We start from the raw sequence: 12,982 nt of genomic DNA on the forward strand, positions 1-12,982 counted from the left end.
GAATAAAACAATTTAATGACTCAGACAGTATTTCTATTTAGTGTGCTCATGTTTGCTACCTTACTCGGCATTATCCTGGCTGTTGGTGGCATTTATTGTTGGCGTCTAAAACGTTATTTACGCCATCTGACATACACGTTAGAACGCCAGCTACAAATGATTTCTCCCGTTGATTTTGGCCTTGCTCCCAAAGCGTTCACTCCGCTTATTACTGTGTTAACCAATTTACAGAAATCCATTCCTTTTAACGTTGAACGCGACAAGCTCACCGGTTTATCAAATCGAGTCGGTTTTAAGCGCAAAATGCTTAGTCGTATGCCGATAAAACAAGGCATGATTGTGCTAATTGATATTAAACAGTTTCGCTTTGTAAACGACTTATTCGGTTTTGTTTTTGGTGACTCTTTGTTGAAGGCCTTTGCTCATCGTGTTGAGGGTCTACCGGAAAAAGCTCAGTTTGTTGCTCGGATGAATGGCAACGAATTTTTGTTATTTTTCCCCAATAGCGTAAGCGATGAATATTTAATTGAAATAAAGCAGCTGTTGCAACAGCCATTCGAAATAGAACAACAACCGATCAGTGTTACAGTTCAGTTAGGGGTACTAGCTGTAGCGGAACATCATGGCGATGTGAGCATTATGCTGCGTCGATTAGATTTAGCGTTAAAAAAATCTAAGCTGCACCGTAATCATATCGCTTACTACGATAAAGATGACGATAAGAAACAGTATCGTGAGTTATTGATTATAAATAGTTTGCCCAAAAATTTACGGCAAAATAAACTGTTTATGGTTTATCAGCCGAAGTTAGATATTAAGGCCGGTAAGTGTGTTGAAGTTGAGGCTCTTATTCGTTGGCATCATGAAGGTTTGGGCGATGTTTCACCCAATGAGTTTATTCCTTTAGCTGAGAAAACCGGTATGATCGGAATGATCAGCGATTGGGTATTAGAGCAAGTCGTATCTCAGCAGGCTAAGTGGCGAGAGCAGGGGATTAATGTCAAAGTGGCGATTAATTTATCCAGTGCAGATTTACACAATGAGCACTTGGTTAATAATATTACCTCCACACTGCAACGTTATTTAGTTCCGGCTGAATGCTTGATGATTGAAATAACCGAAAGCACTTTGATGGAATCTGTTGAGCACGTAATCAGTACGGTAGAGGCTTTACAGGCAATAGGCATGAAAGTGGCTATTGATGATTTTGGAACCGGTCATTCTTCGCTGGCTTATTTACGCCATTTACCGGTCAATGAAGTCAAAATAGATAAGGCGTTTTTGGAAGGTTTTCAAGATGAAAAACAAGCGCAAAGTATTGTAAAAATGACCATCGCGCTGGCTAAGGAACTGGGATTTGAAGTAACAGTTGAAGGCGTTGAAACGCTCAGTATTTTACAAACGTTAACTGAGTTTGGTGTTGACCGTATTCAAGGAGATTACTTTTCTAAGCCTTGTGATGCCACTGAGTTTGCCTTTGCTTACCCAAAGCTATCCCAATTTCAGGCTTATTTATAATTAGTGATGGTACTTATTGTCACTCGCTAAAGTTATATAGCGTTAATATGACTCATTACCCTGATAACCTTAATAAAACTCTTACCGATTAAACAGGGCCTTAATAGTATTAAGGCATAGTCTTATTAAGCAATGCAATTAAGTCAGATGTCATCGGTGCGAGTTGTCGGTTTTTATTCATACAAACCATTTCAATATTAGCGGTCACCGCTGCTTTATTGGCATTAGGGCGCCATATCTCTTGCTTCCATATAGTGCGATATTTACTTTCAAAGCAAAATTGGGTTCTAACATCAATAATATCTGCAAATTCCACCCCGTCATGACAAATCATATCGCTTTTATATACCGCAAAACCCAAACCTTGTTCATTCCAAAGTTGTTGCAATACACTCGCCCCAATAACGTGTTCACGGGCACGTTCAAAGTACTTTAAAAAATTAGGATGATAAACCACGCCTGAAAAATCAGTGTCTTCATAATAAATTTGTACGGCAAAGTGAGCGGTATCACTCCAAATGAGCGAGTTGTGATTAGCAGGTTTGTTCATAATTTTCCTAACTGTTTTATCGTTTGTATAAAGCGGTGCATTATTAGCGTGTAAGTCGAAATGAAACGATGGCAGTGTAGAGGATTTTGAACAACTTTTCAGTGAATATATTAAACATAGAATAATGGTATTTTTAGTAACCATTGCCATTATGCAAAAATCAAAGGTATAATTAAATCCATAAGATTTTTCTAATGTAAATTTAATATTGTTGAAATGGATGGTGCTCTATGGCGGACAAAATTATTGAAGTAAACACCACTATGGGTGAAGGTTGGAAAGTGACTGCCCAAATTCGTGAGCACACATTGATCATAGATCAACCCACAGCGGGTAATGAAGGGGCAAACCCATTAGAAACGTTTTTATTTTCACTTGCAGGATGTATTTCTGCCATTGCCAAAATGGTTGCGCGTGATAAAAAAGTCCATATTCGTCAGTTTGATATGCAAGTTAAAGCTGTGGTAAATACTGCAGGATTATCAGGACAGCCAACGGATGACCCAATTGGCTTTAAGCAGATTGATTTAATTGCGGCGATTGATGCAGATTTAGATGAACAACAAAAACAGGCATTTCTTGATGAAGTATGTCATCGCTGTCCGGTACACGATAATTTACTCAACCCTACTTTAGTCAGCCATAGTGCTAAATAAAGTGCTTTGAATAACTTGCCGATTATCGCAGCAGTGTAAAATCTATTGGGGTATGCTGCTGACATTGATCTGTGAGCGACTTTGCCGTTAACCGTGGCACACTGATCACATGGGTTAAACAGTCATGTTTACGGTTAATCGCTTTAATCAGTAAGTCAAAATCACCGTCCCCTGACAGTAAAATAACTTCATTAACGTCAGCGGACAGTTCAAGCATATCAATGGTAATCCCTACATCCCAATCACCTTTGGCTGAGCCATCACTGCGTTGTATGTAGGGTTTTGTTTTAACCGTAAAGCCGATGTATTTTAGCGCATCTTGAAACTTGACCTGACCATCATCATTTGGCGCAATTGCATAAGCAATTGCATGGGTAATCTCGCCCCTGTCAGCTAATTGTTTGTATAACTCACGGTAGTTAAAGCTGCGATCAAAAGCTTGTTTACAGGTGTAATAAACATTTTGAACATCAACAAACACAGCAATTTTATACATTAATCAACCTTTTGATACATGAGTTTAATAAAGCATTAATAGTGCATGCTACCATATTAAGCCAAGCACTATTAAACTTAAGCATTATGTAAGCTTTGCCTGACGTTGTTTTTCAATCGCCTTTTCTAATTGTTTGCCCACAAAGCCAGGTGATTTGGTTGATGCTGAAATTAACCGATACATAGTGGGTATAACAAACAGGGTTACTAGAGTAGCGAATGCCATCCCAAAAAATATCACAGTACCAACCGCAATTTGAATTTAAATATTAATACCTTGGCTGGTAAGCACTAGCCCAATAAACCCGCCGAATCTCACCATAGGAACAGTCAGCATAACAATTAAAGGATTAATAAAACTTTCAAATTGCGCCGTTAAAACTAAGTAGGCAATTAATAACGCTAAGCCAAATACAATGATAACGCCACTTTGAATTTCTTTAAAATCTTTGGATTCTCCAGTATATGTAATGGAGATGTCTGCGGGGATTAATTCGAAAGCGCGCTGTTCAAGAAAGCTTAATCTTTCTCCCAAGGTTTAGCCTTCACTTAAGTTAGCTTTGAGGGGAATTGATTTTTGCTTATCAGCGCCTTCAAGAATAGGGCTAGTATCGGCTTCTTGTTGAAGTACTTGGGCCATTTTAGTAATTCATGATAGTCAGACCCGCCTAATACAAATTTTACAGGTTCGCTAGATTGACCTCTAAAGCCTGGCATCATAGGCCGCACCATGACATCTGGAATATCTTTAAGGGTTAATGAAATGAGTGCTAAAGCTTGTTTTACATGAGCATTCCTGTCTGCCCAGTCTTCTGATTGCATAACAACAAAACCAGTTTGATCACCCGCTCGACCACCAAAGGCCGGTGCTTGAATACTAAATGACTTGAACGTGCCTTGACCTAATAATGGCATTAATCTTTGTTCAACTATGTCCAGATTGGTTATCATGCGGTTATAGCTTGTCCCCTCAGAAAGGCATACAGCACAACGCGATCTTCTTGCGGCGCTAATTGTGATGGTATCAGTAAGTAACTGCCACCAAGACAAGCCATAATCACGATTGGTGCAGCAAGTCTCCAGTGTATTGCCCAGGAAAGGGATATTTTGATACGTGGATAAAATAGCGTAATAAAAAAGCCATGCACTGTGGCATGGCTTGATTAAGCGTTAAGCTAATATCGAGTAAATTATTTTTCTACCGGTTCATTGGTAAATTCAAAATTTTGCTTTTTATTTGACGGTGTGACACCCATAAAATACTCATAACCTCGATCAGACAGTGACTTTTTCGCTTCTGGTTCTTTGGTTTCTTTAATGCTTGTTTGATCTGCCATTAAAGTGTATTTAGCTTTTGGTTTTTGCTTGATCTCACCTTTAGGCGATTCAGCGGCAACCCGTGGAGATTCAGTGTTATTAGTTTTTCTTAGGGTTGAACCTGATGAGTCAAAGGTGTAATTAAATACGCCGTTGCCTTCAATATTCTCAACACTTGATTTATCTTTTGATTGGTATGAAGCCAAAATGCCATGTTTACCTAATGGAATTTCATGGAAGAGTTCTTTACCAGTACCAATTTTTACACCATTAACAAACCAATCGGCAGGCACATTACTAACCAGAGTGATCATGGCTGAGCTTAAGCCTAATCGTTCATTGAGTAACTGGTCAATTTTGTTGTTATATGATGGTTTAAATTTCATCGCCACTTTGTAGTTTAAGTTGCCATTCATGTTCATGTTGGCATCGACTACTTCGTACGACAACAGCACACTTTTATCGTTCAAAAAAGGTGACTCATTACGAGTGTTAGTTAGAATAAAGCTTTTAGACTCTTTCAAACATTCAGTAATAGACTGGTACTTAGAACACTCAGTCGAACCGTTAATATTAACCGGTAGACTACTACTTGATTTTGATAAATCGCCAATCAAGCGATTAGTGATATCGGTTTTTAGCTTAAATAACTGTTTACTTTGTTCAGTACGCTTACTATTAATCGCGTTGTATTCTGCCAAAATTTCAGTGTTTTCAGCTTCTAACGCTGCCGACTCTTGAACTGAGCGAGTTTCAAGCTCATCAATCTTATTTACTGTTGATTCAATTTGCTTATAGACTTGAGGTAAATTATCTTTAGCAAGAATTTTTTTAGGTAAATCAGTGATTAACATATCATATGATAGTTTTTCACTTTCAATTTTTTCAACTAACTCTTCAATATCGAAGGCTTTCTTATTATGTTGGGTAAATTTGTTATTAACTGAAATTAATAGCGCATCAATATCGAATTGATCTTCAATTTGAGTTAGACGTCTTTCTTCTTCTGGGTTGATGACTTCTAATGCAGCAAAAGAGTTGCTCGCAAATAAGCACAATAACGCAAGGCTAATTGAACCGTATCTCACTGATATCTCCGTTGAATAACTATTAGCTTATACAATCGCTGCAAAATGAAATTGTTAACAAAAATCAGCAACGCACAAAATAATCCATTAATAAGTGATAATACTTAACTTGTTAGGGGTTTACAAACAGATTATGGCGAGGATTGAGTATAAATGACAAAAAATTGACGTAATGCGTTGTGTTTCATCTCACAATTATTAAACAATAATAAAACAGGGGCCGCAGCCCCTGTTGTTAGTAACGTTGTTTTATTTTGTCATTCGCTTGTATTTTAAGCGATGCGGCTCAACAATATCAGCACCATAAGTGCTTTTCAGCCAAGTAGAATATTCAGTATAGTTACCTTCATAGAAGTTCACTTTACCTTCATCACGGTAATCTAGAATGTGGGTTGCTATGCGATCTAAGAACCAACGGTCATGTGAAATGACCATGGCGCAACCTGGAAACTCTAATAACGCTTCTTCTAATGCGCGCAAGGTTTCCACATCTAAGTCATTGGTAGGCTCATCGAGTAGTAATACGTTACCACCAGCTTGAAGCAATTTAGATAGGTGCACACGGTTGCGCTCACCCCCTGATAAAGTGCCGATAATTTTTTGCTGGTCTCCACCGCGGAAGTTAAAACGACCAACATAAGCTCGGCTTGGTATCTCCATATTACCGACTTTCATAATATCCTGACCGCCGGAGATCTCTTGCCAAACGGTATTTTTATCATTCATTGAATCACGGAACTGATCTACTGAGGCTATTTGCACCGATTCACCCACAGAGATAGTGCCGCTATCAGGTTGTTCTGTACCAGATATCATTTTAAACAATGTTGACTTACCCGCGCCGTTAGCACCAATAATACCGACAATTGCGCCTTTAGGCACAGTGAAGGTTAAATCATCAATTAATACCCGATCGCCATAGGATTTAGTTAAGTTGGTAATCTCAATGACTTTATCGCCTAAGCGTGGTCCAGGTGGAATGAATAGTTCATTGGTTTCATTACGTTTTTGGTAATCGTTAGTGTTTAACTCTTCAAAGCGCGCCATACGTGCTTTGCCTTTGGATTGACGGCCTTTAGCGCCTTGACGTACCCATTCTAACTCTTTGGCGATAGTCTTTTGACGCGCACTTTCTGTGGCTGACTCTAGCTTAAGACGATCATTTTTCTGTTCCAACCAAGAAGAATAGTTACCTTCCCATGGAATACCTTCTCCGCGGTCAAGCTCTAAAATCCAACCCGCAGCGTTATCTAGGAAGTAACGGTCATGGGTAATCGCCACTACGGTGCCGGTATATTCTTGTAAAAAGTGTTCAAGCCAAGCAACCGATTCAGCATCTAAATGGTTGGTTGGTTCGTCAAGTAGCAGCATTTCAGGTTTTTCAAGTAACAAACGACAAATAGCAACTCGACGACGCTCACCACCCGATAATACTTCAATTTTCTCATCCCAATCAGGCAGACGTAATGCATTGGCAGCGCGCTCTAATACATTGTCAAGATTATGTGCATCCTGGGCTTGAATAATAGCTTCTAATTCGCCTTGCTCTTTTGCTAATGCATCAAAGTCTGCATCAGGCTCAGCATATAAAGCATAAACTTCATCTAAACGAGTCAGCGCGTTTTTAGCTTCGCTTACCGCTTCTTCAACCGCTTCACGTACGGTTTGGTTTAAGTTTAATTTCGGTTCCTGTGGTAAGTAACCAATTTTAAGGCCAGGCATAGGCCGAGCTTCGCCCTCAATCTCAGTATCAAGACCAGCCATAATGCGCAGCAGTGTTGATTTACCTGAACCGTTTAAACCTAATACGCCGATTTTCGCGCCAGGGAAAAAACTTAAAGAGATGTCTTTTAAAATCTGCTTTTTAGGTGGGACAATTTTGCCCACTCTTAGCATGCTATATACAAATTGAGCCATGAGGTTCCAACATTGATTAACACAGAATAGGATGATTCTAATGGAATCTTAATCGAACTTAAATCTGATTTTGATTGTTATAAGTCGATTTTTATATCTTGTGACGTGCTAACTCGGATTTGCTAGAATTTAGTCTAAACAGCAAGCTGAACTTACAGTTATGTTTACCTGCTAAATATAAGCATTTAGAGTCGTAAAAATAGAACAGTGTTTTTGGTGACTGTTTTACGCATTTTGCAGCTTAAAAAAATGTTTAAATTGCCGAGGTGGAAAAAGTTACCGATTGTAAATTAAGGTAATTTTCAATTTCGCATGAGATTTTCTATTGTTGTTTAGTAACTAAATTCATGCTGTAAAGGCTGGGATTGTTTGCATTTGCAGAGTAGAATACCGCGCAACCCTACTAATATAAAACCTACCGTTGGAGTTACCATGCTTAAGAAAGCGATGAATATAGCGGATTACGATCCAGAACTATTTAAAGCCATTGAAGATGAAACTTGTCGCCAAGAAGAGCACATAGAGTTAATAGCATCTGAAAACTATACCAGTCCACGTGTTATGGAAGCTCAAGGTTCACAGTTAACCAATAAATATGCTGAAGGCTATCCAGGTAAGCGTTACTACGGTGGTTGCGAGTATGTTGATGTTGTTGAAACCTTAGCCATTGAACGTGCTAAAGAGTTATTTGGTGCAACTTACGCCAACGTACAACCGCATTCAGGATCACAAGCAAACAGTGCAGTATTTATGGCGTTGTTGAAGCCTGGCGACACTGTACTTGGTATGAATTTAGCTCACGGCGGTCATTTAACCCACGGTTCACCAGTTAACTTTTCCGGTAAATTATATAACATCATTCCTTATGGTATTGATGAATCGGGCAAAATCGATTATGACGAAATGGAACGTTTAGCGGTAGAGCATAAACCCAAGATGATGATTGGTGGCTTCTCTGCTTATTCTGGTATTGTTGACTGGGCCAGAATGCGTGAAATAGCGGATAAAATTGGCGCATACTTTTTTGTGGATATGGCGCACGTTGCGGGCCTTATTGCTGCAGGTGTTTATCCAACTCCAGTACCTCATGCACATGTTGTTACTTCTACAACGCATAAAACATTAGCTGGCCCACGTGGCGGTATCATTATTTCTGCAGCTAATGATGAAGACTTATACAAAAAATTAAACTCTGCAGTGTTTCCTGGTGGCCAAGGCGGCCCATTAATGCATGTTATTGCTGGTAAAGCGGTTGCGTTTAAAGAAGCACTAGAGCCTGAGTTTAAAGTTTACCAACAACAAGTTGTTAAAAATGCTAAAGCAATGGTTGAAGTATTTTTAGCGCGCGGATACAAAATTGTTTCTGGCGGTACTGAAAACCACTTAATGCTTGTTGATTTAATCGGTCGCGATTTAACCGGTAAAGAAGCTGATGCAGCGTTAGGTAGTGCCAATATCACTGTTAATAAAAACTCAGTACCTGATGATCCACGTTCACCATTTGTCACTTCAGGTGTTCGTATTGGTACCCCAGCTATTACTCGCCGTGGCTTTAAAGAAGCTGAAGCGAAGCAATTAACGGGTTGGATTTGTGACATTTTAGATGACGCACAAAACCAAACTGTGATTGATAGCGTAAAAGGTCAAGTGTTGGCCTTATGTGCTAAGTTCCCTGTTTACGGATAATTCCTGCTGCACGGAATATCCTTTCATCAGTAATGCTAGCCTTAAAGGTTAGCTTAACCTTGATGAGTAAATAGGATAAACTTTAATGGCCACTAATTTTAGTGGCCATTTTATTTTGTGGAGGTTCAATGCATTGTCCTTTTTGTAGCGCGACAGACACTAAAGTTATCGACTCTCGATTAGTGGCTGATGGCCACCAAGTTCGCCGTCGCCGCGAATGCACTGAATGCCATGAGCGTTTTACCACCTTTGAGGGTGCTGAGTTAGTCATGCCTAGGGTGATAAAACGTGATGGCAGCCGCCAACCTTTTGATGAAGAAAAACTCCGTGGTGGTATGTTACGCGCGGTTGAAAAACGTCCAGTATCTATGGATGAAATCGAGCAAGCTATTACTAAAATCAAGTCCACATTACGCGCGACAGGTGAGCGTGAAATTGATTCTGAGATGATAGGTAATTTAATGATGGATCAATTAATGAGCCTAGATAAAGTCGCTTATATTCGATTTGCCTCTGTTTATCGCGCTTTTGAAGATGTGTCACAATTTGGCGAAGCGATTGCTAAATTGCAAAAATAAACTTCCCCTAGGACTTGAGTAACTTTTTATGACTAGCTTTAGTGTATTTGATACCCAAATGATGGGTCGTGCGATCCAGCTGGCGCGAAAAGGTCTTTATACTACGCGCCCCAATCCATCTGTTGGCTGCGTACTTGTCCAAGACTCAATTATTATTGGTGAAGGTTATCATCAAGTTGCGGGTCAAGGACATGCTGAGGTCAATGCATTGGCTGATGCCGCTAAACAAGGACATTCTACCGTTGGCGCTACAGCCTATGTGACTTTAGAGCCTTGTAGTCATTATGGACGTACTCCGCCCTGCGCCTTAGGGTTAATTAATGCCCAGGTTGCTAGAGTCGTTATTGCAGTGAAAGACGCTAACCCTCAAGTAGCCGATAACGGTATTGCCATGTTGCAAGATGCAGGTATTCAAGTTGAGATTGGTTTATTAGCAGCTGAAGCTCTGACGTTAAACCTAGGGTTTATGAAGCGGATGAAAACCGGTTTGCCTTGGGTTACGGTGAAAGTTGCCGCCAGTTTAGATGGCAAAACAGCCTTGTCTAATGGTGTTTCTAAATGGATTACCGGTCCCGCAGCAAGACAAGATGTGCAACGAATGCGCGCCCGCCATTGCGCGTTAATCACGGGCGTTGAAACTATTATTGCAGATGATCCTAGCTTAAATGTGCGTTATGAAGAACTTGGCAGCTTGAAAAGTTCGCTTTCACCCACATCTCTACAGCAGCCATTAAGAGTCGTGTTAGATTCCCAAGCCCGATTAACCGCAGATTTTATGCTATTCAGTATTGAAACACCGATTCTATTAGTTTCAACCTGTGGCTACTCTGATGCTGTACAAGCACTTTTTCCTAACCATGTTAGTTTGCTGCAGGTAAAAGCAAATAGTGCAGGGCGTGTGTGTCTTAATATCTTGTTGAAATATTTGGGCGAAAGTTGTAACTCAGTGATGGTTGAGGCGGGTGCGACACTTTCTGGCAGTTTTATTGAGCATAATCTGGTCGATGAACTGGTTTTATACCAAGCGCCTAAGTTATTAGGCAGTGAAGGCCGCAACATGCTGACCTTAACTGATTATCAATCAATGGATCAAATACCTAAAATAGTATTAAAAGATCAACGAAATGTCGGCCAAGACACACGATTTGTATTTGGTTTAAGCTAAAATATCTCATCATTAATGTTCAATTCTGTTGGGCAGAAATAGGAAAAGTGACTCTCTATGTTTACAGGCATTATTGAAGCCCTAGGCACCTTGCGCAAAATTGAGCGCAAAGGTAACGATATTCGGTTAACTGTGGCTAGCGGTAAACTCGATTTATCCGATGTAAAATTAGGCGACAGCATTGCCACAAACGGCGTCTGTTTGACCGTAGTACAATGTTTAGCTGATGGCTATGTTGCCGATGTCTCTGCTGAAACGGTTACTTTAACAGGATTTGCACATTACCAGGTTGGCCAGAAAGTTAACTTAGAAAAGGCAGTGACAGCAACAACACGTTTAGGTGGTCATATGGTCAGCGGCCATGTTGACGGTATCGCTAAAGTTGATGGGCGTCAGTATCGCGGACAAGCGATTGAGTTTTGGTTGTCAGCTCCTGCTGATTTAGCTAAATACATTGCCCACAAAGGTTCAATTACCATAGATGGTGTGAGCTTGACCGTAAATGAGGTTAAAGGTCATCAATTTAGACTTACTATTGTGCCGCACACGGCAAGCGAAACGACCTTAACCGAGTTAAAAGCAGGCGCTAACGTAAATATTGAAGTGGACTTAATTGCCCGATATCTTGAACGATTAATACAGCCGCAGGATGAGCAGCAACCTAAATCAGGTGTCACTCTGTCTATGTTAGCCAATGCTGGCTATATGAAATAGTCCGTTGAATTTTATCGGTAAGTGTTTTGAGCTTTACAAGAACCTATTCTACGCTTTATAGAACAGTATTTTGACTCATGTTTTGCTTTGAATATTTTGAGCTGAGCATAAATAATCACCCTAAATAACAAATAAAGGTCCCTACATGGCTTTACACAGTATAGAAGAAATCATCGAAGACATTCGTCTCGGTAAAATGGTTATCTTAATGGATGACGAAGACCGTGAAAATGAAGGCGATCTGATCATGGCAGCCGATTGTGTCACGCCTGAAGCCATCAATTTTATGGCCACTTTCGGCCGTGGCTTAATTTGTCAAACAATGACAAAAGCACGCTGTCAGCAGCTAAATTTGCCTTTAATGGTGACCAACAATAACGCTCAATTCTCAACTAATTTTACCGTATCTATTGAAGCGGCTGAAGGTGTTACCACAGGGATTTCTGCCCACGACAGAGCGGTAACTGTAAAAGCTGCTGTGGCCAAAAACGCCAAAGCATCAGATTTAGTTCAACCAGGGCATATATTTCCTTTGATGGCACAGGATGGTGGCGTATTGATCCGCGCAGGTCATACTGAAGCGGGTTGTGATTTAGCCCGTCTTGCCGGTTTTGAGCCGTCAGGTGTTATTGTTGAAATTTTGAATGACGACGGCACTATGGCTCGCTGTCCTGATTTAGAAGTATTTAGTGAGAAGCACGGTATTAAAATTGGCACAATTGCCGATTTAATTGAGTATCGTAATAACAAAGAAACCACCGTTGTACGTGAAGCAAAATGTAAATTACCCACTCGTTTTGGCGAGTTCGACATGGTGACATTTAGAGACACTATCGATAACCAACTCCATTATGCTTTGATCAAAGGGAATGTGGGTGATAACACACTGGTACGCGTCCATTTACAAAATACTTTCAATGATTTATTGCATTCAGAACGCGATCAAAAACGCAGCTGGCCGCTTGAAAAAGCGATGGCGCGAATCGCCCATCAAGGTGGTGTATTAGTGTTACTTGGAAATCAAGAACACACCAGCAGCATGCTTGCTAAAGTGAAGTCATTTGAAGCTGAGGATAATGGTCAAGCAATGGCCCCAGCTCCGTGGCAAGGTACGTCACGTCGCGTTGGAGTCGGGTCACAAATTTTATCAAGCCTTGGTGTCACCAGTATGCGCTTGTTGAGTTCGCCTAAGCAGTATCATTCTTTGTCGGGTTTTGGCTTGGAAGTAACTGAATATATTTCGGAATAAATTGTTAATAAATTCAATTTAAAATTTTCAATAATTGCATTGCGCTCAG

At 40.2% G+C, this 12,982-nt stretch carries 11 protein-coding genes and 1 pseudogene; 7 read left to right on the forward strand and 5 right to left on the reverse strand.

Annotation, left to right across the window (positions count from 1 at the left end):
- The first annotated feature begins 15 nt into the window (after window positions 1–15).
- A complete protein-coding gene (locus ACRWQN_RS06970) occupies window positions 16–1,518 on the forward strand; it encodes a putative bifunctional diguanylate cyclase/phosphodiesterase (protein ID WP_434940290.1) in 1,503 nt (500 codons plus the stop codon).
- Window positions 1,519–1,627: 109 nt separating this feature from the next.
- Here the strand turns inward: ACRWQN_RS06970 and ACRWQN_RS06975 are convergent, their stop codons facing one another.
- Window positions 1,628–2,068: a thioesterase family protein gene (locus tag ACRWQN_RS06975; protein ID WP_434928582.1), complete on the reverse strand. Its 441-nt coding sequence runs from the start codon at window positions 2,066–2,068 to the stop codon at window positions 1,628–1,630.
- A gap of 230 nt (window positions 2,069–2,298) precedes the next feature.
- On the opposite strand from ACRWQN_RS06975, the gene ACRWQN_RS06980 reads away from it, so the two are divergent.
- On the forward strand, window positions 2,299–2,724 hold the full coding sequence (locus ACRWQN_RS06980) for an OsmC family protein (protein WP_434940291.1): 426 nt from the start codon (window positions 2,299–2,301) through the stop codon (window positions 2,722–2,724).
- A gap of 22 nt (window positions 2,725–2,746) precedes the next feature.
- Here the strand turns inward: ACRWQN_RS06980 and ACRWQN_RS06985 are convergent, their stop codons facing one another.
- The 4 genes and pseudogenes from ACRWQN_RS06985 to ettA all read right to left on the reverse strand — a co-directional run bounded on the left by ACRWQN_RS06985 (window position 2,747) and on the right by ettA (window position 7,541).
- Window positions 2,747–3,220, reverse strand: a complete 474-nt coding sequence (locus ACRWQN_RS06985; protein ID WP_434940292.1) for an NYN domain-containing protein — start codon at window positions 3,218–3,220, stop codon at window positions 2,747–2,749.
- Between the two features lie 84 nt (window positions 3,221–3,304).
- Window positions 3,305–4,328: pseudogene (locus ACRWQN_RS06990) on the reverse strand (efflux RND transporter permease subunit); the annotation flags it as partial.
- Between the two features lie 81 nt (window positions 4,329–4,409).
- Window positions 4,410–5,624 carry a hypothetical protein gene (locus ACRWQN_RS06995; RefSeq protein ID WP_434928585.1) on the reverse strand — a complete coding sequence of 405 codons (1,215 nt, stop codon included), beginning with the start codon at window positions 5,622–5,624 and terminating at the stop codon, window positions 4,410–4,412.
- A gap of 249 nt (window positions 5,625–5,873) precedes the next feature.
- Window positions 5,874–7,541 (reverse strand): energy-dependent translational throttle protein EttA, encoded by a 1,668-nt coding sequence (gene ettA / locus ACRWQN_RS07000; RefSeq protein WP_226410674.1) that lies wholly within the window; start codon window positions 7,539–7,541, stop codon window positions 5,874–5,876.
- 432 nt (window positions 7,542–7,973) lie between these two features.
- Between ettA and glyA the strand changes: the two genes are divergently transcribed.
- The 5 genes from glyA (at window position 7,974) to ribBA (ending at window position 12,933) form a co-directional block, all read left to right on the forward strand.
- Window positions 7,974–9,227: a serine hydroxymethyltransferase gene (gene glyA / locus ACRWQN_RS07005; RefSeq protein WP_226410673.1), complete on the forward strand. Its 1,254-nt coding sequence runs from the start codon at window positions 7,974–7,976 to the stop codon at window positions 9,225–9,227.
- Between the two features lie 128 nt (window positions 9,228–9,355).
- Window positions 9,356–9,805, forward strand: a complete 450-nt coding sequence (gene nrdR / locus ACRWQN_RS07010; protein WP_188840605.1) for a transcriptional regulator NrdR — start codon at window positions 9,356–9,358, stop codon at window positions 9,803–9,805.
- A gap of 28 nt (window positions 9,806–9,833) precedes the next feature.
- Window positions 9,834–10,970 (forward strand): bifunctional diaminohydroxyphosphoribosylaminopyrimidine deaminase/5-amino-6-(5-phosphoribosylamino)uracil reductase RibD, encoded by a 1,137-nt coding sequence (gene ribD, locus ACRWQN_RS07015; protein WP_434940293.1) that lies wholly within the window; start codon window positions 9,834–9,836, stop codon window positions 10,968–10,970.
- 57 nt (window positions 10,971–11,027) lie between these two features.
- The gene (locus ACRWQN_RS07020) at window positions 11,028–11,684 is read left to right on the forward strand and encodes a riboflavin synthase (RefSeq protein WP_434940294.1); all 657 of its coding nucleotides are present in this window, start codon (window positions 11,028–11,030) and stop codon (window positions 11,682–11,684) included.
- A gap of 145 nt (window positions 11,685–11,829) precedes the next feature.
- Window positions 11,830–12,933: a bifunctional 3,4-dihydroxy-2-butanone-4-phosphate synthase/GTP cyclohydrolase II gene (gene ribBA / locus ACRWQN_RS07025; RefSeq protein WP_434940295.1), complete on the forward strand. Its 1,104-nt coding sequence runs from the start codon at window positions 11,830–11,832 to the stop codon at window positions 12,931–12,933.
- The last annotated feature ends 49 nt before the right edge of the window (window positions 12,934–12,982 follow it).

It is taken from the genome of Shewanella sp. HL-SH8, assembly GCF_051165765.1.
GTDB classification, from domain to species: domain Bacteria; phylum Pseudomonadota; class Gammaproteobacteria; order Enterobacterales; family Shewanellaceae; genus Shewanella; species Shewanella glacialimarina.